Below are 21240 nucleotides of genomic sequence, written 5' to 3'. Positions count from 1 at the left end.
CGACAACCGGTCCAGGCGACCGCTCCGACCAAGACCCTGCGGCAGCAGAGCCTCCACAAAACTGAACTGACCGCTCGGCTTCGTCGTCATCGCAAGATCCCTGGTTCAAAAACAGGGAATCACATCCACACAATTTTGCAACAGGCCCACGAGGGGGGAGATTGGCCAATCTCCTACCTCTGCGCCAGCCGGCTGCTCTCCACGGCAATACCCAGCAGCGCCTGCCGCGCCAACGCCACCGATAGATCCGGCCGCCGCCTGGTCTGCAGCACCGCCGTCTGCAGCCGCATCAGCGCGCGGCTGAGCGCGTCGACGTTCCAACGTTCCAGCGCCTTCTCGACCAGCTTGCGTCTGGAGAAAAACACCGGCGGGCGGGCGGCGGCGACGACCGAGGCGGCGTTGCGGTTGCCGGACTCCATCTGGCCGCGCATGGTCTGGATCTGCTGCAACTGCCGCATTGCCGAGGACAGCACCAGGAAGGGCTGGCCGCCAGACTGGCAATGGCGGGTGAAGGCGGTGTCGAAGTCGCCGATCTTGCCTTCGAGGAGCGCGTCGACCGCGTCGTCGAAAGAGGCGCCGGAGACGTCGCCCGACATCGCCTTGACCTCCTCCAGCCCGATCTCGTTCTGGCCATGGGCGTAGAGCACGAGCTTCTCGATCTCGCCGCGCGAGGCCAGCCGGTCGCCGCCGAGATTGCGGCGCAGCGCCTGCCTCGCCTCCATGGTCATCGACATGCCGGCCTTGCCCAGTTCGGCATCAATGACGCCGTCGATGTCGCGCGCCTCATCGGCGTAGCACGGCAGCGCCATGGCGTTGTCCGCCGCCTCGACGATGGCGCGCAGCCCGGCGCCCTTCTTGAGATCGCCGGCCTCGATGAGAATGATGGCATCGCGCGCGGGCTCCGCCGTCAGCGCCTTGACGTCGTCGGCCAATGCCTTCTGGCCGCTAGCATTGCGCACCCACAGCAGCCGCCGGTCGGAAAACATCGGCACGGTGCGGGCTTCGTCGAGCAGCCGGCCCTCGTCGCGGTCGACCTCCGAACCCTCGAGCCTGACCACCGAGAAGGGATCGTCGAGCGGCAGGCCGGTCTTGCCGGCAAAGGCCTTCGCCCGCTCGGAGACGAGGCCGCGATCGGGGCCGTAAAGCAGCACGATCGAGATGCGCTGGTCCGGCCGCGCCAACCACCCATCGACCTCGTAAGCTTTCTTCTGTGCCATGGCGGGTTGGTTAGCATGATGCGGGGGCGGGGTGAATGGAGGTTGGTGATTGGGGCAAAGGATGATGCGCGTGATTTCTCGCAGCGTGGAAGATTGGCAAAAGCGGCGGAGCGCGTAATCTCCCCCCTTGAGGGGGAGATGTCGCCGAAGGCGACAGAGGGGGTCGTTGCGCGTGGAGCGCTAACCTTCATCTGCCGCAAGGAGGTCGCATCCAGTCGAACCGACCCCCTCTGGCCTGCCGGCCATCTCCCCCTCAAGGAGGGAGATTACGCTTCGCCGCCTTCGCCAATCACCTTATCTTCCGGCAAACCCAGCCCAACCTTCTCCCTAATTGCGCGCCGTCCCCCAACATCGACAAGAAATTTCGTCGACATATCTTCATCTTGGTGCTGGGGAGGCTGGATCGGCCGGCGCGGCCGGGACCGACGTCCGCAGGCTACCCCGACGAATTCGCACTGGCTTGGCGGCGCAGATATGCAAATATCGGCACCAGGCAACATTGGAGGACAAAGGTCATGGCCGATGCTGGGATGTTGCGGTTTCACGTTCCTGAGCCGGAAGTGCGGCCGGGCGGAACGCCTGACTTTTCCAATGTGCCGATCCCGAAGGCCGGCTCGGTGCCGCGCCCCGAAATCTCCGTCGATCCGCGCGCCATCCGCGATCATGCCTTCTCGATCATCCGTGTGCTGAACCGCAATGGCGAAGCCGTCGGCCCCTGGGCCGGGCTGCTCTCCGATGAGGAACTTTTGACCGGTCTGCGCCACATGATGACGCTGCGGACCTTCGATGCGCGCATGCAGATGGCTCAGCGGCAGGGCAAGACCTCGTTCTACATGCAGCATCTGGGCGAAGAGGCGGTGGCTTGCGCCTTCCGCAAGGCGCTGGCGCCGGGCGACATGAACTTTCCGACCTATCGCCAGGCCGGCCTGCTCATCGCCGACGGCTACCCGATGGTCACGATGATGAACCAGATCTATTCCAACGAGGCCGACCCGCTGAAGGGCCGGCAATTGCCGATCATGTATTCGTCGAAGGAGCACGGCTTCTTCTCGATCTCCGGCAATCTGGCGACGCAGTACATCCAGGCGGTCGGTTGGGCGATGGCGTCGGCAATCAGCAATGATTCGAAGATCGCAGCCGCGTGGATCGGCGATGGCTCGACGGCCGAGTCCGACTTCCATTCGGCACTGGTGTTCGCCTCCACCTACAAGGCGCCCGTCGTGCTCAACGTCGTCAACAACCAGTGGGCGATCTCTACTTTCCAGGGCATTGCGCGCGGCGGCTCGGGCACGTTTGCCGCCCGTGGCCTCGGCTTCGGCATCCCGTCATTGCGCGTCGACGGCAACGACTATCTTGCCGTCCATGCGGTGGCCAAATGGGCGGCGGAGCGGGCGCGCAGCAATCTCGGGCCGACGCTGGTCGAATATGTCACCTACCGTGCCGGCGCGCATTCGAGCTCGGACGATCCCTCGGCCTACCGGCCAAAGACCGAATCCGACGCCTGGCCGCTCGGCGACCCTATCGTGCGGCTGAAGAACCATCTCATCGCGCTCGGCGTCTGGTCGGACGAGCGGCACGCGCAGGCCGAGGCGGAAATCCTCGACACGGTCATCGCGGCGCAGAAGGAAGCGGAAAGCCACGGCACGCTGCATGCCGGCGGCAAGCCGTCGACACGCGACATGTTCGAAGGGCTCTATGCCGAGATGCCGCCGCATCTCAGACGCCAGCGCCAGCAGGCGGGGGTTTGAGCCATGCCGAGACGGACCATGATCGAGGCCATTCGCGATGCCATGGACGTGTCGATGGGGCGCGACGACAAAGTCGTCGTGTTCGGCGAAGATGTCGGCTTCTTCGGCGGCGTATTCCGCTGCACGCAAGGCCTGCAGGCCAAATACGGCAAGAGCCGCTGCTTCGATGCGCCGATCAACGAATCCGGCATTGTCGGCTCGGCCATCGGCATGGCCGCCTATGGCCTGAAGCCGTGCGTGGAGATTCAGTTTGCCGACTACATGTATCCGGCCTACGACCAGCTGACGCAGGAAGCGGCACGGCTGCGTTACCGCTCCAACGGCGATTTCACCTGTCCGATCGTGGTGCGCATGCCGACCGGCGGCGGCATTTTTGGCGGCCAGACGCACAGCCAGAGCCCGGAAGCGCTGTTCACCCATGTGTCGGGACTGAAGACCGTGGTGCCGTCCAACCCACATGACGCCAAAGGGCTACTCATCGCGGCGATCGAAGACCCCGATCCGGTGATTTTTTTGGAGCCGAAGCGGCTCTACAACGGCCCTTTCGACGGCCATCACGACCGGCCGGTGGCGCCGTGGTCGAAACATGAGCTCGGAGAGGTCGCCGACGGCCACTACACCGTGCCGCTCGGCAAGGCGGCGATCCGCCGGGCAGGCTCGGCCCTCACCGTGCTCGCCTACGGCACCATGGTCTATGTCGCGCAGGCCGCGGTCGAGGAAACCGGCATCGATGCCGAGATCATCGATCTCAGGACCCTTTTGCCGCTCGATCTCGACACGATCGTCGCCTCGGTCAAGAAGACTGGGCGCTGCGTCATCGTGCACGAGGCGACGCTGACGTCGGGCTTCGGCGCCGAACTGTCGGCCCTGGTGCAGGAAAACTGCTTCTATCACCTCGAAGCGCCGGTCGCTCGCGTTGCCGGCTGGGACACGCCCTATCCGCATGCGCAGGAATGGGACTATTTCCCCGGTCCCGCCCGGGTAGGCCGTGCTTTGCTTGAAACCATGGGGGCCTGAGATGGGCGAACACATCATCAAGCTGCCCGATGTCGGCGAGGGTGTCGCCGAAGCCGAGCTCGTCCAATGGCACGTCAAGATCGGCGACATGGTGCGCGAGGACACCGTGCTTGCCGCCGTCATGACCGACAAGGCGACGGTCGAAATCCCGTCGCCTGTCGACGGCGAAATCCTGTGGCTGGGCGCCGAGATCGGCGACACGGTGGCGATCGGCTCGCCCATCGTGCGGCTGAAGGTGGCGGGCGAGGGCAATGTTGCGGGTGGTGCGACGCCGGCAAAAGTCACGGCTGAGAGTACCCCCACCCCTAGCCCCTCACAAGGGGGAGGGGGACGCGCCACGGCCTCCAAGGGCGGAGCAAAATCTACTTCGCCATCATCAGAGTCCTCCGCAAAAAGCGTGCGAGCAGCGCAGACAGAATCCCCCTCCCCCTTGTGGGGAGGGGCTAGGGGCGGGGGTACTGCGCCGACGTCCGGAGTTGTCGCGCCCGCCGGCGCACCCCGTCCCGAGGGCGAAAGATCGTTGGCCTCTCCGGCCGTCCGTCTGCGGGCAAAAGAGGCGGGCATCGATCTCCGGCAGGTTGCGGGGAGCGGCCCTGCCGGGCGCATCGGCCATGAGGATATCGAGGCGTTCCTGGCGCGCGGCCCGCAGGTCGCCAGGACATCCGGTCTCGCCCGCAACGATACGATACAGGACATCAAGGTGGTCGGGCTGCGGCGCAAGATCGCCGAGAAGATGACGCTGTCCAAATCGCGCATCCCGCACATCACCTATGTCGAGGAGATCGACGTCACCGCGCTGGAGGAATTGCGCGCCGCACTCAACAAGGAGAAGCGCCCGGGCGTGGAGCGGCCGAAGCTGACGCTGCTACCGTTCCTGATGCGGGCGATGGTCAAGGCGATAGCGGACCAGCCCAACCTCAATTCGCTGTTCGACGACGAGGCCGGCATCATCCACCAGCATGGCGGCATCCATATCGGCATTGCCGCGCAGACGCCGTCGGGGCTGGTGGTGCCGGTGGTCAGGCATGCCGAGGCGCGCGACATCTGGGAATGCGGCACTGAGGTCATCAGGTTGGCCGAGGCTGCCAAGTCCGGCACCGCGACACGCGACGAGCTGTCCGGCTCGACCATCACCATCACCTCGCTCGGCGCCATGGGCGGCGTGGCGACGACGCCGGTGATCAACCATCCGGAAGTGGCGATCATCGGCGTCAACAAGATGATGGTGCGGCCGGTGTGGGACGGCACCCAGTTCATGCCGCGCAAGATGATGAACCTGTCGTCGAGCTTCGACCATCGCGTCATCGACGGCTGGGACGCGGCGGTGTTCATCCAGCGGATAAAGACGCTGCTGGAAACACCGGCGCTGATTTTCGTGGATTGAGGGTGATGAGGCCGATGTCGAAGTCCCCCTCACCCGGATTGCCAGCCGAATTGCAAAGGCAATTCGGGGCAATCCGACCTCTCCCCGAGGGGAGAGGAGGTCGTCAGCGCAGGCGCCAGTCTCTTCTCCCCAGCGGGGAGAAGGTGGCCGCGAAGCGGCCGGATGAGGGGGCCTTCCTCACCAAAAAGAGCGTATCCCCATGAAAGAAATCTCCTGCAAGCTGCTGGTCATCGGCGCCGGTCCTGGCGGTTACATCTGCGCCATCCGCGCGGGACAGCTCGGCGTCGATACGGTAATCGTCGAGGCCGGCAAACCGGGCGGCACCTGCCTCAATGTCGGCTGCATCCCATCCAAGGCGCTGATCCATGCGGCGGAAGAGTTCGAGAGGGTCTCACACATGGCGGGCGGCAAGAGCCCGCTTGGCATTTCGCTCACCGCACCGACGCTCGACCTGGCTAAGACGATCACTTGGAAGGACGGCATCGTGAGCCGGCTCAACAGCGGCGTCGCCGGCCTGCTCAAGAAGGCAGGCGTGAAGACCGTGCATGGCTGGGCGAGCTTTCGCGACGGCAAGACTGTGGAGGTCGAGACCGAGACGGGAAGCCAAGTGATCCGCGCCGAGGCGATCGTCATCGCCACCGGCTCGACGCCGGTCGAACTGCCGTTCCTGCCCTTTGGCGGTCCGGTGATTTCCTCAACCGAGGCGCTGGCACTCGGTGAGGTGCCAAAAAAACTTGCCGTCGTTGGTGGCGGCTATATCGGACTGGAACTCGGCATGGCCTTCGCCAAGATGGGCGCCAAAGTGACCGTTGTGGAAGCCCTGCCGCGGGTGCTGGCGCAATACGACGCGGAGCTGACCCGGCCGGTCGTCAAGCGGCTCAACGCACTCGGCATCGAGGTGATGCTGGGTGCCAAGGCCAAGGGGCTTTCAACCAAGGGCGACGCGCTGCTGATCGAGACATCGGACGGCAAGAGCGCCAAGGTCGCCGCCGACAAGATCCTGGTGACGGTCGGCCGCAAGCCGGTGACCGAAGGCTGGGGGCTCGAGCAGATCGACCTTGATATGGCTGGCAAATTCATCCGCATCGACGAGCAGTGCCGCACCTCGATGCGCGGCATCTTTGCCATCGGTGACGTCACCGGTGAGCCGATGCTGGCGCACCGGGCGATGGCCCAGGGCGAGATGGTCGCCGAGATCATCGCCGGTCACAAGCGCAACTGGGACAAGCGCGCCATTCCCGCCGTTTGCTTCACCGATCCGGAACTCGTCACCGCTGGTCTTTCACCGGAAGAGGCCAGGGCTCTGGGCGGCGAGATCAAGATCGGCATGTTCCCGTTCGCCGCCAATGGCCGGGCGATGACGAAGCTGGGCGAAGACGGCTTCGTCCGCGTCGTGGCGCGGGCCGACAACCATCTGGTGCTTGGCATCCAGGCGGTCGGGCAAGGTGTGTCGGAACTGGCGGCGTCATTCGGGCTGGCGCTGGAGATGGGCGCGCGGCTGGAGGACATTGCCGGCACGATCCATGCGCATCCGACGCAGGGCGAAGGGTTCCAGGAAGCGGCGCTCAAGGCGCTGGGGCACGCGCTGCATATTTGAGGGATGCTTACCCTCCCCCTTGTGGGGAGGGTCGATCCGCGAAGCGGAGCGGGGTGGGGGTCCTCGCCGACCGTCAGCGCTCACCCCACCCCGTCTCGCAGTCTACGCTTCGCTACGCATGCGAGCCGACCCTCCCCACAAGGGGGAGGGTGAAGAACTTCAGCTCGCCAGCCGGCTCACCATCTCGTGCTGGGCATAGGCGCGGCCGAAGCGGTTGGCTAGGAATGCGTCGAGCGCGATGTCTTCCTGCTTGATGAAACCGCTCGCCGGCAGGCTGCCGTCGGCGAGCATATCGAGCACGGCGCAGATGCCGGACGCCGTGGTGATCTGGATGGCGCTGCGTACCTGGTCGCCGATACGCTTCGAGTAGATCTTGTTGGCGTAGGTCTCCTGCAGCAGGCGGCCGTTCTTGCGGCCCGAGACGGTGACGAAGACGATGACCACGTCCTGCAGCGTCGCCGGCAGGGCGCTCTCGAAAATGTCCTTCAGCACGTCGCGGCGGTGGCGCAGGCCAAGGTCGTTGAGCAGCGCCTTCATGATCGCGGCGTGGCCGGGGTAGCGGATGGTGCGGTAGTTCAGCGTGCGCACTCTGCCCTTCAGCGTCTCGGCCAGCGTGCCGAGCCCACCGGAGGTGTTGAAGGCTTCGTAAGTGACGCCGTCGAGTGAGAATTCCTCGCGCTCCTCCAGCGGCGGCACCTCGACCAGTTCGCCCTCGACGATCGCCTCGCATGGCTCGCAATATTCGTTGATGACGCCGTCGGTGCTCCAGGTCAGATTGTAGTTCAACGCGTTGGACGGGTATTGCGGCAAAGCGCCGACGCGCATGCGCACGCTCTCCAGCGTGTCGAAGCGGCTGGCGAGATCGTTGGCGACGATCGAGATGAAGCCCGGCGCCAGGCCGCATTGCGGGATGAAGGCGTTTCTGCCCGAGCGCGCCAATTCCTTGACGCGGCGGGTCGAGACGACATCCTCGGTGAGGTCGAGATAGTGCACGCCGGCACTGGCCGCTGCCTCGGCGATGCACGTGGTCAGATGGAAGGGAGCGGCGCTGAGCACCGCGAATTTGCCGGCAAGTGCGGCTTCAAGCGTGCCGGATGCTTCGATGTCGAGCTCCAGCGTCGCAACCGTGGCCGGCAGTTCGGCGGCAGCGAGCTGTGCTGCCGAGCGGTCGACGAGCGTGACCTGATAATCCCCCGTGGCGGCGAGCATCTCGGCAATGGTCGAGCCGATCTTTCCGGCGCCGACAACGACAATTTTCTTCATGACCGATCCCTCACTGATTGTAAGCCCAGATTCGCAGCTTGCCCGTCGAATGGAAGCGTGGTTTTGTTCGAAACGAAACCATCTATTTGGCTAGTCTGCCGAGAAGAATCGTCGAAATGCTCAGTGACGCCGAACAAGCCCTGCTTTCCCTGCTGCGCGAGAATGCGCGCGCCTCGACCGCCGAGCTGGCGCGGCGGCTTGGCGTCTCGCGGACCACGGTACAGAGCCGGATCGAACGGCTGGAGCAGCGCGGCATCATATCAGGCTATGGCGTGCGGCTGGCGCCGGACTACGAGCAGGGGCTGGTGCGGGCACATGTGCTGCTCACCGTGACGCCCAAGCTCGCCGACAAGGTGGTGCGCGCCCTGCGCGGCCTGGCGACGGTCAGGACGCTGCATTCGGTCAGCGGCAATTTCGATATGATCGTCATCGTCGACGCGCCGTCGATCCGCGACCTCGACATGCTGCTCGACCAGATCGGCGCCATGGACGGAGTCGAGCGGACTTTGTCGTCGATCATCCTGTCGACGCGGATAGATAGGTGAAGCTGCTGATCTCCCCCCTTGCGGGGGAGATGGCCGGCAGGCCAGAGGGGGGTGCTCAGGCGCTAGCCTCGGCCATCTGCGCCGTGTGACAGATCGACAGGTCGGCGGGACAGCACCCCCCTCTGCCTTGCCAGGCATCTCCCCCGCAAGGGGGGAGATTGGCCGTCACTTCGGCTTTCGCCAATTTCCTTACCTCAGGCATTGGACGAATGGTTCATTTCGCCTACCAATCCAGCGCCGGCGGAAAGCTCACCGCCACCTCAAGGCCAGGCCGACAATCCTCAAGCGTAATCGACGCGCCATGCAGGTCGGCGATGGCCCTGACAAGGCTGAGACCCAGCCCGCTGCCGGATGTCGACCGGCTATGGTCCAGCCGATAAAGCCGCTGAAACACTTTTTCATGTTCGTCGGTGGGAATGCCGGGACCGTTGTCGGCGACACCGGCAACGACGCGTTCGCCCTGGCGCGTCGCCGACAGCTTTATCGTCGTGCCCGATGGACAATGGCGCAGCGCGTTCTCGACCAGATTGGCGAACATCTGCGTCAACAGCTCGCGATCGCCATGGATCCGGTCCGTCGTTTCCTGTGGTTGCGCCAACGACAGCGACTTTCCGTCGTCCTCGGCAACATCGGCATAGATCTCGGCGATGGTCTGCAGCACCTCGCCCAGATCGACATCGGTGAACCGCGCCCGGCGCGCGCCGGCCTCGATCTGGGCGATGCGCAGCAGCGCATCGAAGGTCTCGTTGATCTGTAGGCTCTCGGCATGCGCTTCGGCCAGCTCAGCCGCGATCTTCTGGCCCGACAGATTCTTTTCCGATGCGGTGTCGAGGATCATCTGCAACCGGTTGAGCGGCGTCTTCAGGTCGTGGGCGATGTTGGCGCTGACCTGTTTCATGCCTTCGACCAGTGCCGACAGGCGATCGAGCGCGGCATTGACCTGGCTGGAGACGATGTCGATGTCGTCGCCCTTGCCGGTCAGCGGAATGCGGGTGTCCAGCCGTCCGTGCGAGACATCCACCATGGTGGCGGCGATGCCGTCGAGACGGCGCTGGACCCGCGAGGCCAGCAGGGCGCCGCCGGCGACCGCCAGCCCGGTGATGATCAGGGTTCCCCAGCCAAAGCTCATCAGCACGATCCTCTCCAGCTCCTCCGTCTCGGAAAGGCTGAAGGCGACGGTCAGGGTGTTGCCGCCGACCGGACCGGAATAGGCGCGGTACTCGGCGCCGGGCGGCACGCCGGGCATTTCGGTGTCGAACATCGAGAAGCCGTCGGGGAGCCCTGCCGCGGTGAAGTTGCCGGCCAGGCGATTGCCCGTCGCGTCGGTCAGCGAAAACAGCTGCTCCTTCTTGAGGCTGCGCAGGGAGTGGCTGCCGACGGTCTCAACCAGCTCCTTGAGATCGTTCTCGGCATAGGTCGCGGCGACCACCGCGTAGGTCTCCTTGATGGTGTCGTCGAGCCGCTCGGCAAGATCGGCGCTCATCATCTGGTAGACGATGGCGCCCGACAGGACGAAGGCCAGCACGAACAGGAAGGCGAAGGTCAGGGCCAGCCGGAACGGCGTGCTGCGCAGCAGGCGGGACCATGTTCCGGTCATGACGGCGCGTGCAGGCTGTAGCCGGTGTTGCGGACGGTGTGGATGAGCTGGGTTTCGAAGGGCTTGTCGACCTTGGCCCGCAGCCGGCTGATATGGGTCTCGACGACGCTGGTCCTGGGATCGAAATGAAAATCCCAGACGCGCTCCAGAAGCATGGTGCGGGTGATGACACGGCCTTCGCCGCGCATCAGCACTTCCAGCAGGCTGAATTCCCGCGGCTGCAGGTCGATCGTCTGGCCCCGCCTGATGACGCGTCGCATGATCAGGTCCATCTCGAGGTCGGCAACCCGTAGAACGGTTTTCTGCTCCTGCGCGGCCGGCCGCCGGCCGAGCGCGTTGATGCGGGCGAGAAGCTCGGAAAAGGCGAAGGGCTTGACCAGATAGTCGTCGCCGCCAGCCTCGAGCCCCTCGACGCGGTCGTCGATGCCGCCGACCGAGGTGAGAAAGATCGCCGGCGTCCGCACGCCGGCGGCGCGGACCGCCTTGATCATCGACAGGCCGTCGAGGCCGGGGATCATCCGATCGGCGATGATCACGTCGTAATTGCCCCGGGTCGCCGCGAACAGCGCGTCATGTCCGTTGCGCAGGAGGTCGCAGACATGGCCGGCCTCGGTCAGTCCCCTGACGATATAGGCGGCCGTCCTGTGGTCGTCCTCGACGAGAAGCAGTCGCATGAAAGGTCCGGTCCGTTGCCGAGATGGAGAGGCTATCACCGGCACGGGCTTGTTCCTAGGATGTCACGACGCGCAGGTATGGTGGCGCTTTCGTCATACATTCGCGATTGGCGGAAGCTTTCCTGGCTTCGTCCTTGGGATGCCGTGACATCTCCGAGCCGCGTAGCGATGCGGAACCCGACGCCCGCGGGACAGCACCCCCCTCTGCCCTTCCGGGCATCTCCCCCGCAAGGGGGGAGATCGGCAGCTTCGATCCCCCCACCCCTCTTGCAACTCTTGCAACATTCGAGGATTGGCGAAAGCGGAGGTACAGTCAATCTCCCCCCTTGCGGGGGAGATGGCCGGCAGGCCAGAGGGGGGTGTGAAGGATCGCTACTGAAGAAAACTTCCATTCTGCTCTGCACTTGGTCAGCGCACGCACACGCTGAGGTCAATCCGATTCCAGGAGGATCTCATCGGCCTCGTCGCCCTTCAGGGTCATGTGCAGGACGAGCGCAATGATGCAGCCGAGGAAGAGCAGGCTGGTGAAGATGGTGCCGAGACCCAGGCCGCCATGCCTGGCCGACCGCGACAGCAGGTCGCCGAAGGAAGCGCCGAGCGGCCGCGTCAGGATATAGGCGAGCCAGAAGGCCAGGATGCCGTCGAGACTGAGCAGCCAGTAGGCGAGCGCTATCAGCGCGATGACGCCGCCGAACAGCAGCCCCGATGTGAGGTAGCCCATGTCGAAGCTTTCGGCGACGAGATCGCCAGCGGCGGTGCCGAGAGCGAAGGTCAAGAGGATCGCCAGCCAGTAAAAGATCTCGCGCCTGGTGGTGAAGAGGGTGTGGATCGACAGCGTCCTTTCGCTGGCGTACCAGACCGCGAACGTCGCGGCGAGCGCGACCGAGAAGGCAATGGTCGTCGTCTGCAGGCGCACGCCGAAATTGTCGACGAGGTTGTCCGTCACCAGCGTGCCGACGATGCTGATCAGCACCACCGCCAGCCAGTAGGCCCACGGCACATAGCGTTTCCGCGTAAACTGCAGGACAAGGGCCGTGGTCAGGATGCCGGTCATGATCAGCGAGGTGGCGGTCAGCCCAAGCCCGATTGTGTCGGCAAGATAATCCGCCGCGGTCTCGCCGGTGGTGACCGCCATCAGCTTGATCAGCCAGAAGTCGAGGGTGACGTCGGGAACCCTGTTGTGGCTCGGTGCGGCGGGTTGTTGCCTGTTGGGCGCGAGCATGGCTGAAGTCCAGAGGTCGACGGTTGCGGCGGGGCGGCGGCGATCCACCCCGCGCATCGTAAGCAAACGAGTTCACACCGGCCTGTCCGGCGGCATACAAATTCGTAAGAATGGCGCGCAAAAGGCATTGCGAATGCCTGGCGGTGCGTTTGATGGAATGCGGCGCCTTGCATCCGCCATCGCTGTTCAACGGCGCGCTGATGGCGGGCGCGATGCCGGGCCGCACGTTCGGCCCGACCCACCTGCGCTCTAGTGATCGGTGGTTCTAGCTGCCGAGCGGATGCGGCATGTAGCCGACGAAGCCAGCGATCTTCCAGCTGCCGCCGACCCTGCTGCAGAAATACAGCGTCTGCCATTTCAAGCGATCGACGCTGCCGTCCGCCTTGGCAACCGAGCCGTCGAATTTCTTGTGCAGCACAGCGCGGTCGCCGTCGACATCGATGTCGCGCATGTTGGTTACGCGAAACAGCGCCTCGCGCAGCGGCTCGGCGAATTTGGTCGCCGCCGTCTCCCTGGCCTGGCGCAGCCATTCGTCGCGGTAGACTTCGAGCCTTGGAAACTGCAGCCGCCAGGCGTCGGCGTTGTGCAGGAAATGCGCATGCATGCCGAAGAAGCTCTCGGCGACGAAATCATCCTCGACCATGGCCCAATCCTGGCCGATGAAGGCGTCGATGTCGCGCCGCACCAGCATTTCCCAGAGCGCGTGGCGATCGGTATCGCCTGATGGAAACGGGTTCTTGTCGTAAGTCATTGCTGGGTGTCTCCGCTCTGGCAAATGCGTCTGTGCGTTACAGCTCCCAAGTCGCCCGCCAGCGCGTACGATGCAAGCGCTCATGTAATAAAGCAACGCGGATTTCGAAGAATGTTGCTTTCCAACAAGGCCCCTATGAGGATCGCCCCGATCGGCGTAAATGTCGATCGAAGCGGGCGCTGCCATGGCACCCGGTCCTGTCATCAGAGGAGGCTTCCCTTGCCGAAACAGTGTTTTGGAACGTCGCATGTGCCGTTGTCGCCAGCCGTGCGGGCCGGCGATCTCGTCTATGTCTCGGGCCAGGTTCCCGTCGGCAGCGACGGCATCGTGGTCAAGGGCGGCATATCGGAACAGACCGAGCAGGTGCTCGCCAACATCAAGGCCGCGCTGGCGCTGGCCGGCTGCACCATGGACGATGTGGTGAAGACCACGGTCTGGCTGGAAGATGCGCGCGATTTCGGCGCCTTCAACGCGGTCTATGCCCGGCACTTCCCCAAAAACCCGCCGGCCCGCACCACGGTCGAATCGCGGCTGATGATCGACATCAAGATCGAGGTCGAGGCGGTCGCCTACCGGCCTCTGTAGGCAAAGCAACCAAGCGGAGGTGACCCCAAATGCAATTCGACCTCCTGCTGAAGGGTGGACGGCTGATCGATCCGGCGTCCGGGATCGATGCGCCGCGCGATGTCGCCATCGCCAATGGCCGCGTTGCCGCTGTCGATGCCGATATCCCGGTGACCAGCGCCGCGCAGATCGTCGATGCCGGCGGCTGCATCGTCACGCCGGGCCTGGTCGACCTGCACAGCCACGTCTATTGGGGCGGCACGTCGCTTGGCGTCGATGCCGACCGGCTGGCCGCCAAGAGCGGCACCACCACCTTCATCGATGCGGGCAGTGCGGGAGCCGGCAATTTCCTCGGCTTCCGCCGCCATGTCATGGAGCGGTCGAAGGTCCGCATCCTGGCCTATGTCAACATTTCCTTTGCCGGCATTTTCGGCTTCTCGCAGACGGTGTCGGTCGGCGAGTGTAGCGACCTCAGGCTGTGCGAACCGCGCGAGGTGGTCGCGGCGGTGCGTGAACACCGCGATGTCGTGGTCGGCGTAAAAGTCCGCTCCGGCAAGCATGCCGGCGGCACCAGCGGCATCGCCCCGGTGGATCTGGCGCTGGAGGCCGCCGACCAGGCTGGCCTGCCGCTGATGGCGCATATCGACGAGCCGCCGCCCGGCCGCTCGGAAGTGCTGCCGCGCCTGCGCAAGGGTGACATCCTCACCCACTGCTTCCGGCCGTTTCCCAATGCGCCGGTGTTCGCCTCCGGCGCGGTGCGGCCCGACATGCGGCTGGCGCGCGAGCGCGGCGTCATCTTCGACATCGGCCACGGCATGGGCTCGTTCGATTTCGCCGTCGCCCGCGCCATGCTTGAGGAAGGGCTGGCCCCGGACGTGATCTCGAGCGACGTGCATCTCTACTGCGTCGATGGGCCGGCCTTCGACATCCTGGTCTGCATGTCGAAGCTGCTGGCGCTCGGCATGCCGCTGGTCGAGGTCCTGCGCGCCGCCACGCAAGCGCCGGCGAGGGCGATCGCGCGGCCTGATCTCGGCACGCTGGCGGTGGGCACCGTCGGCGATGTCGCCGTGCTCCGCCAGCGCCCGGGCCGCTTCACCTTTGTCGATGCGGTCGGCGTGTCATTGGTCGCCGACCAGAGGCTGGTGTCGGAAGGCATCGTTATTGGCGGCACCTGGTGGCCGAACGAGGCGGCTGATCACAACGAGACCGAGCGTTTCGTGGCGCAGGCGTCACACACGCATGTCGAGGTGGCGGCGAGGCACTTTGGGCACCGGCATGAGTGAAAGTTCTGCGCGACTTCGTCATCCACAGGCGGAGCGGAAGCGAAGCGGACGCGCAGACCCGAGGATCCATGCCGTGACCATTGCCGAAGAATGCGACGGATCAGGATGGTTGTTCGATAGGCCCTTCATCGCCGTTGGTGCATTGAAAGCCGATTCTGGTCCGCTTTCGCGTGCACGAATGGCGCGGCATGGATCCTAGGGTCTGCGCCGCGTCGCTTCGCTCCTTGCTTCGCCCTAGGATGACGAATCCATAGGACGCTCGTTGCTTGAATTGCTAACCGCCCCAAAAACCGGCGTCTCAATGCCTTCCATCCGCGCCTTGATCTGCAGCGCCACATATTTCGAATAGAAGCGCGACAGCGCCAGATTGCCGCCGTGGAACCACAGCGCTTCCTGCGCGGTCGGCTTCCACATGTTGCGCAGCTCGCCCTGCCAAGGGCCGGGGTCGCCCTTGACGCCAGAGCCCAATCCCCAGCAGGGGCCGACCTTGTCGGCGACTTCACGTGAGACGATCGCCGCCACCGTCTCGTTCATCGACTGATAGCCTGTGCAGGCGATGATGGCGTCGGCGGCGAGTTCGCTGCCGTCCTCGAACAGAATGCCGCTCGGTGTCAGCGACTTGATGGCGACGCCGCTGCGGACGCCGATCTCGCCGTCGATGATCAGGCTGGAGGCGCCGACATCGATGTAGTAGCCGGAGCCGGTGCGGTAGGCCTTCATCAAAAGGCCGGTCTCGTCGTCGCCGAAATCGATGGCGAAGCCGGCGGCGCGCAGGCTGATATAGAAGGCCGCGTCGCGCGCCTTGATCACCTCGTAGAGCGCCCGCTGACCCTTGGGCACCAGCGCGAACGGTGTCGAGGCGACGATCATGTCGGCTTTCTCGGTGGTGATGCCGCGCGCCAGTGCGTCTTCCGAGAAGATCTCGAAGCCGACTTCCATCAGCGTGCTCGATTTGACCACCGTCGTCGGTGAACGCTGGATCATGGTGACCTCGGCGCCGCTTTCCCAGAGGTCGACGCAGACATCGTGGCCGGAGCTTGCCGCGCCGATGACAGCGACACGTCTGCCCCGGAATTTGTCGCCGCTGGCATACTGGCTGGAGTGCAGCAATTCGCCCTTGAACCGGTCGGCACCCGGCAGATCGATCCGCCGTGGCGGGCCATAGGCGCCGGTGGCGAAGACGATGTGCTTGGGCTTCAGCGTGATCTGCCGGCCGACGCGGTCGACCACCACGGTCCAGACTTTTTCGGCCTCATCATAGGACGCGCTGAGACATTTGGTGGCGACCCAGTAGTTGAGCTCCATGACGCGCGTGTACATTTCCAGCCAGTCGCCCATCTTGTCCTTGGGCGTGAACACCGGCCAGTTTTCGGGGAAGGGAATGTAGGGCAGATGGTCGTACCAGACCGGATCGTGCAGCACGAGGGTGCGGTAGCGGTTGCGCCAGGAATCGCCCGGCCGCGCATTCTTCTCGATGACGATGGTCGGCACGCCGAGCTGGCGCAGCCGCGCCCCCAGCATGATGCCGCCCTGGCCGCCGCCGATGACCAGGCAGTAGGGCTGTTCCTCGGTGCCGAGCTCGCGCGTCTCGCGCGCCCGCGCCTCCGACCAGGTCTCGCGCTGGGGATCGGCCTTGTGGCGCACGCCGAGTGGCCGGTCTGCGCCCTTGCGCTCCTCGAACCCTTTCAGGTCTGTCATTGCCGTGAACAGCGTGCAGCAGCGGCCGTCGCGCAGCCGCATGATGCCCTCTCCCCTGGCCACTGCGGTTTCGAAGCTGAACCAGGCCTCGATGGTGCCCTCGTCCGAGATCGCCTCGCCGGTCAGTTGCCATGCCCTGGGCTTGGTCGTCGCCAGCGCAGCTTTCAGCATTTCGGCGATTGCCTCGCGGCCTTCCATGGTCGTGATGTTCCAGGTGAAGGTCAGGAGATCGCGCCAGTAGCAGTCATCGACAAACAGGTTGGTCGCGGCCGCCGCGTCTCCCGCTTCGAGTACCTTGGCAAAGGACCCGAGCCATGCGGCTGCCTGTTTCGATGGGGCTATCTCGAGCATGTCTTTCCCTCTTCCTGCAACACGCCGCACACGGCGTAAAAATCTCAATTGTCGAACGCGGCGCCCCCCCTCATCCGCCTGCCGGCACCTTCTCCCCGTGAACGGGGAGAAGGGAGCTAGTCTCCGAGCGGCTCCATCTCCTTGCCGGTGCGGTGGATCTGGGCGTTGTATTTGATGCGGCGCACCGTCTCGCGGGCCGAACCGTCGAGCTTGTAGGCCGAGGCCACCGCCAGAAGGTCGATCGCCGCCAGGAAGGCGAAGCGCGAGGCCGTCGGCTTCAGCGTGTCGGGGTATTCGGGCACCGCCACCGTCAGCCTGACGTCGCAGGCGCGGGCGAGTTCGGTGTCGGGCGCGGTCACGGCGATCGCGTTGGCGCGGTAATGCTTGGCGAGCTCGACGGCCTCGATCACCTCGCGGGTGCGTCCCGTCGCCGAAATGGCGATCACCAGATCGCCCGGCTTGAGCGTCGAGGCGGTCATGCGCATCAGATAGGGGTCGCACTGGGCGCTGACTGTGATGCCGTAGCGGAACAGCCGGTATTGGGTTTCCTGCGCCAGCGCCGAGGAGCTGCCGCCGAGGCCGAAGACCGTAACCTGGCGCGCCTTGGCGATCAGCTCGGCGGCTTTCTGCAGCTGCGCCGGGTCGAGCTGCCGCTCGGCCTCCTGCAGCGCCTGGCGCGCCTCGCCGAACACGGCGTTCCAGAACGGCATGCCATTGTCATTGCTGACGGAGGGCGACTTGGCCAGATAGAGCGCGCCGACGACGAGGCTCTGCGCCAGCTTCAGCTTGAAGTCACGCACACCCTCGCAGCCGATGGCGCGGCAGAACCGGGTCACCGTCGGTTCGCTGACCCCGGCGCGCTGGGCAAGGGCGGCGTTGGACGCGTCGACGGCATATTTGACGTCGTCGAGCACGACATCGGCGACACGCCGTTCGGCCGGGCGCAATTCGCTGTAGGAATCCTTGACCAGCGAGATGATGTCGGGAATGCGCCGGACAGGATCGCGCCCCTGGGCATCCTGGTCTGGAACAGGCTCGTCCTGGCTGCCAGCTTCGGTCATGGGGTCCTGGTCTTTCCCTGGGTTGCGAGGCCGCCGTCTTAGCATGTTTGCACGCCCTGGCTCCACGTGCCCGGCCGCATCGCAACCGCAGCGTGTCGTTGGGTAAAGCTCACCTTCCTCCGTTCCTCTCCGATACGTGTCAGTTCCGAGTATGTAGGAAAGCAACATGCATTTCAAGGTTGTAAAACTGATGTTAAAACAAATAGATAGGCATACTAACCGATTTTCGTGGTACGGCTGCCATCGTCGGCGCTTGACAGGAAAGTAGGATAGTTACAGACTGATTTTCGCTGGGGATGAGCCAATGGATCATCGCGCAATCTTCCCGGGGGGCAGATGAACACGGGCGATGCAAAAAAGCCGAAGCTTGGCGTGCAGGCCGCGACCAAGATCTATCACACGGCCTCCGGCGACCTGCTGGCGCTGGACCGTTGCAGCCTCGATGTCAGCGCCAACGAAATCGTCTCGATCGTCGGTCCTTCCGGTTGCGGCAAGACCACGCTCTTGTGGTCGATGTCGGGCCTGCACAGCCTGACCAGCGGCGAGATCCGGCTCGACGGCAAGGCCATCACCGGTCCGCATCCCGATATCGGCATCGTTTTCCAGGAAGCGAACCTTCTGCCGTGGCGCAATCTCGATGCCAACATCCGCTTTCCCTTCGAGATCAAGGGCGAGAAGCCGGACCGGGCGTGGATCGCGCATCTGCTCAACCGGGTCGGGCTCGACGGCTTCGGCGGCAAATTTCCGCGCGAACTGTCGGGCGGCATGCAGCAGCGCGCGGCGATCGTGCGGGCGCTGGCGCTGAAGCCCTCGGTGCTTTTGATGGACGAGCCGTTCGGCGCGCTCGACAGTTTTACCCGCGAGGAGATGAACCGGCTGGTCGAGGAGATCTGGCTCGACACCAAGACAACCATCGTCTTCATCACCCACTCGATCGAGGAGGCGATCTTCCTCTCCGACCGGGTCGTGGTGCTGAGCGCCCGGCCTGGCCGCGTCGCCAAGGAGTATCGCGTGCCGTTTCCCCGGCCGCGCTCGCTGGAGATCATGGCGACGAAAGAGGTCTTCGACCTCACCAACCGTATCAAGATGGACATTGTCGGCGAACGCACGCGGCCAAAAGCGCCGGAGCGCCCGAGCGCCGAGATCGTGAGGATCAGGCCGTGAGCGACACGATCCCGGAATTCTCCAAGTCCAAGTCTGGTGCCAAGTCGGGCGACGGCCATGAGGTCAGCCTGACCAATCTGTCGGCCTTCGCCAGCGGCCCCGGCATCAAGTCGGGCAAGGAGGTGGCGGCCATTCTTGCCGTGGCGGTGATCATCATCGGCGGCATCGAACTGGCGCTGCGGCTGTTTCATGTGCCGCTCTACATCATGCCGCCGCCAAGCTCGATCGCCTATGCGCTGTTCGACGAGTTTCCGCTGATCGCGCCGCATCTCGGCTACACGCTGGTCGAGCTGGTGTCCGGTTTCGCCATCGGCGCCGTCATCGGCCTCATCCTGGCCGCGGTCATCACCCAGTTCCCGTTCGCCGAGAAGATCGTCGCGCCTTACATCCTGCTCTTGGTCACCACGCCGATGCTGGCACTGGTGCCGCTTCTGATCCTGCGCTTCGGCTTCGGCTACACGCCGCGCATCATCGCGGTGGCGCTGGCCGCCGGGCCGATGGTGATGATCAATGCCGCGACCGGCTTTCGCCGCGTCGACAGCGCCAAGATCGCGCTGGCGCGCTCCTATGGCGCCAGCACCTTGCAGATATTCTGGAAGATCCGCGCGCCGATGGCGCTGCCGATGATCCTGGTCGGGCTGATGATCGGCGCCATCTTCGGCCTGCTGACAGCGGTCGGCGCCGAAATGGTCGGCGGCGGTTTCGGCCTCGGCAACCGGCTGACGACCTATTCGTCGATGATCCAGATGCCGCAGTTCTTCGCCGTGGTGCTGATCCTGTCGACGCTCGGCATCCTGATCTACGTGCTGTTCTTCCTGATCGGCAAGAAGTGGGCGAGCTGGGAGGCTTGAACACAAGGATATGAACGCCCGGGAGGCGGGCGGCAAGAGACCGAAATCAAACAAAAAAGGGGAATGCCATGACCAAAAAAATCTCGATTAATCCGGCGGGGATCAGCCGCCGCACTTTCCTGCAGGTGACCGGCGCTGGGCTGGTGACCGCCACGGCGCTCGGCGCCACCGGCCTCAAGGCCAGGGCCGAACCCTACGGAAAATTCACCTGGATCTCGCCGCGCGGCACGCTCGAAGTGCTCGACGACTATCCCTACTGGGCGGCCAAGAAGGCCGGCTATTTCGATGGGCTGGACACCGACATGCAGCCGGGGCCGTCGGACGGCACCGCGACGGTGAAGTTCGTCGATGTCGGCCAGGCGGATATGGGCTTCCCGTCGCCCGGCGTGTTCTCCTTCGCCATCCAGAACGGCATGAAGCTGAAGTCGGTGTTCCACATGGGCGCCCGCGACACGTTCAGCATCGCCTTCCGCAAGGGCGAGGGGTCGAACGATCTGAAGAAGCTGGAAGGCAAGACCATCCTGCTCGGCTCCGCCGCCTGGCAGTCGATCACCGACCCGCTGCTGGCCGCACAAGGCGTCGACATCAAGAAGGTGAAATATGTCGAGGCCGGCTGGCCGACCTGGGGCACGGCGCTGGCCGGCGGCCAGGGCGACGCCGCTTTGGCATGGGAAGGGCTGCGTGCCGAATGGATCGCCAAGGGGCTCGACTTCGAATACTGGCTCGGCGTGCAGAATTCCAAGCTGCCGGCCAACACCTTCGTCGTGCGCGCCGCCGACCTCGAGGATGCCGACAAGAAGGCGTTGCTGGAAAAGTATCTGCGCGGCTGGGCGATGGGCCTCGAATTCGGCTACCAGAATCCCCGCGCGGCGGTCGAAGCGGTGTTCGAGCAGTTCCCGACGCTGGCCAAGAATCTCGGGCCCGAGCTCGGCACCACCTCGATCCTGCAGCAGATCAATGTCTTCCGTGGCGACATGGACAAGCGCGGCGGCTGGGGCTCGCACGACATGGCGAGCTGGCAGGGCTTTTTCGACGAGATCCACAAGATCGGCCAGATCACCGCCCCGGTGAAGGCCGAGGATGTCTGCACCAACGACCTGATCGGTCCGGCCAATGATTTCGACAAGGCCAAGGTCAAGGCCGATGCCGACGGATACAAGCTGTCGGAAGGCTTTGCCGCGCTCGATGTCGAGAAGATCAAGGCACATCTGTTCGATTCGGCGATCAAGTAGGGGCGCAAACGGATCATGCCG

At 64.6% G+C, this 21240-nt stretch carries 18 protein-coding genes; 10 read left to right on the top strand and 8 right to left on the bottom strand.

What is annotated here, in order from left to right; translation table 11 throughout:
- Window positions 1–173 precede the first annotated feature (173 nt).
- Window positions 174–1217: a DNA polymerase III subunit delta gene (gene holA / locus NKI66_RS28995; protein WP_352753766.1), complete on the bottom strand. Its 1044-nt coding sequence runs from the start codon at window positions 1215–1217 to the stop codon at window positions 174–176.
- A gap of 515 nt (window positions 1218–1732) precedes the next feature.
- On the opposite strand from holA, the gene NKI66_RS28990 reads away from it, so the two are divergent.
- From NKI66_RS28990 to lpdA, 4 genes are all read left to right on the top strand, one after another.
- On the top strand, window positions 1733–2965 hold the full coding sequence (locus tag NKI66_RS28990; protein WP_352753765.1) for a 3-methyl-2-oxobutanoate dehydrogenase (2-methylpropanoyl-transferring) subunit alpha: 1233 nt from the start codon (window positions 1733–1735) through the stop codon (window positions 2963–2965).
- A 3-nt stretch (window positions 2966–2968) separates the two neighbouring features.
- Window positions 2969–3982: an alpha-ketoacid dehydrogenase subunit beta gene (locus NKI66_RS28985; RefSeq protein ID WP_352753764.1), complete on the top strand. Its 1014-nt coding sequence runs from the start codon at window positions 2969–2971 to the stop codon at window positions 3980–3982.
- Window position 3983: 1 nt separating this feature from the next.
- On the top strand, window positions 3984–5366 hold the full coding sequence (locus NKI66_RS28980; RefSeq protein ID WP_352753763.1) for a dihydrolipoamide acetyltransferase family protein: 1383 nt from the start codon (window positions 3984–3986) through the stop codon (window positions 5364–5366).
- A 199-nt stretch (window positions 5367–5565) separates the two neighbouring features.
- Entirely contained in the window at window positions 5566–6963 is a 1398-nt protein-coding gene (gene lpdA / locus NKI66_RS28975) for a dihydrolipoyl dehydrogenase (protein ID WP_352753762.1), read from the top strand.
- A gap of 159 nt (window positions 6964–7122) precedes the next feature.
- On the opposite strand, the gene NKI66_RS28970 is transcribed toward lpdA, so the two are convergent.
- On the bottom strand, window positions 7123–8226 hold the full coding sequence (locus NKI66_RS28970) for a saccharopine dehydrogenase family protein (RefSeq protein ID WP_352753761.1): 1104 nt from the start codon (window positions 8224–8226) through the stop codon (window positions 7123–7125).
- 116 nt (window positions 8227–8342) lie between these two features.
- Between NKI66_RS28970 and NKI66_RS28965 the strand changes: the two genes are divergently transcribed.
- Window positions 8343–8771, top strand: a complete 429-nt coding sequence (locus tag NKI66_RS28965; protein ID WP_023813397.1) for an Lrp/AsnC family transcriptional regulator — start codon at window positions 8343–8345, stop codon at window positions 8769–8771.
- A gap of 223 nt (window positions 8772–8994) precedes the next feature.
- Here NKI66_RS28965 and NKI66_RS28960 read toward each other — a convergent pair whose 3' ends face one another.
- From NKI66_RS28960 to NKI66_RS28945, 4 genes are all read right to left on the bottom strand, one after another.
- Window positions 8995–10368 carry a HAMP domain-containing sensor histidine kinase gene (locus tag NKI66_RS28960; RefSeq protein ID WP_023813395.1) on the bottom strand — a complete coding sequence of 458 codons (1374 nt, stop codon included), beginning with the start codon at window positions 10366–10368 and terminating at the stop codon, window positions 8995–8997.
- Entirely contained in the window at window positions 10365–11042 is a 678-nt protein-coding gene (locus NKI66_RS28955; protein WP_023813394.1) for a winged helix-turn-helix domain-containing protein, read from the bottom strand. The genes NKI66_RS28960 and NKI66_RS28955 overlap by 4 nt, the downstream gene beginning before the upstream one ends.
- Window positions 11043–11472: 430 nt before the next feature.
- On the bottom strand, window positions 11473–12264 hold the full coding sequence (locus NKI66_RS28950) for a COG4705 family protein (protein ID WP_023813393.1): 792 nt from the start codon (window positions 12262–12264) through the stop codon (window positions 11473–11475).
- Between the two features lie 265 nt (window positions 12265–12529).
- The gene (locus NKI66_RS28945; protein ID WP_023813391.1) at window positions 12530–13015 is read right to left on the bottom strand and encodes a hypothetical protein; all 486 of its coding nucleotides are present in this window, start codon (window positions 13013–13015) and stop codon (window positions 12530–12532) included.
- 219 nt (window positions 13016–13234) lie between these two features.
- Here NKI66_RS28945 and NKI66_RS28940 point away from each other — a divergent pair, with 219 nt between their 5' ends.
- Window positions 13235–13600, top strand: coding sequence for a RidA family protein (locus tag NKI66_RS28940; RefSeq protein ID WP_013528752.1), 366 nt, complete (start codon window positions 13235–13237; stop codon window positions 13598–13600).
- A 29-nt stretch (window positions 13601–13629) separates the two neighbouring features.
- The gene (locus NKI66_RS28935) at window positions 13630–14862 is read left to right on the top strand and encodes an amidohydrolase/deacetylase family metallohydrolase (protein ID WP_023813389.1); all 1233 of its coding nucleotides are present in this window, start codon (window positions 13630–13632) and stop codon (window positions 14860–14862) included.
- Between the two features lie 234 nt (window positions 14863–15096).
- On the opposite strand, the gene NKI66_RS28930 is transcribed toward NKI66_RS28935, so the two are convergent.
- Window positions 15097–16911: an NAD(P)/FAD-dependent oxidoreductase gene (locus tag NKI66_RS28930; protein WP_023813388.1), complete on the bottom strand. Its 1815-nt coding sequence runs from the start codon at window positions 16909–16911 to the stop codon at window positions 15097–15099.
- Between the two features lie 116 nt (window positions 16912–17027).
- Entirely contained in the window at window positions 17028–17972 is a 945-nt protein-coding gene (locus NKI66_RS28925) for a MurR/RpiR family transcriptional regulator (RefSeq protein WP_352753759.1), read from the bottom strand.
- A 336-nt stretch (window positions 17973–18308) separates the two neighbouring features.
- Between NKI66_RS28925 and NKI66_RS28920 the strand changes: the two genes are divergently transcribed.
- The 3 genes from NKI66_RS28920 (at window position 18309) to NKI66_RS28910 (ending at window position 21219) form a co-directional block, all read left to right on the top strand.
- The gene (locus NKI66_RS28920) at window positions 18309–19136 is read left to right on the top strand and encodes an ABC transporter ATP-binding protein (RefSeq protein WP_023813386.1); all 828 of its coding nucleotides are present in this window, start codon (window positions 18309–18311) and stop codon (window positions 19134–19136) included.
- Window positions 19133–19987, top strand: a complete 855-nt coding sequence (locus NKI66_RS28915; RefSeq protein WP_023813385.1) for an ABC transporter permease — start codon at window positions 19133–19135, stop codon at window positions 19985–19987. The genes NKI66_RS28920 and NKI66_RS28915 overlap by 4 nt, the downstream gene beginning before the upstream one ends.
- Before the next feature lie 68 nt (window positions 19988–20055).
- The gene (locus tag NKI66_RS28910; protein WP_023813384.1) at window positions 20056–21219 is read left to right on the top strand and encodes an ABC transporter substrate-binding protein; all 1164 of its coding nucleotides are present in this window, start codon (window positions 20056–20058) and stop codon (window positions 21217–21219) included.
- Window positions 21220–21240: the final 21 nt, after the last annotated feature.

The organism is Mesorhizobium sp. M0518 (assembly GCF_040321125.1).
Taxonomy (GTDB): domain Bacteria; phylum Pseudomonadota; class Alphaproteobacteria; order Rhizobiales; family Rhizobiaceae; genus Mesorhizobium.
Note: the sequence above shows the minus strand (reverse complement) of the source record. Positions and strands in the feature narration are given on the sequence as shown.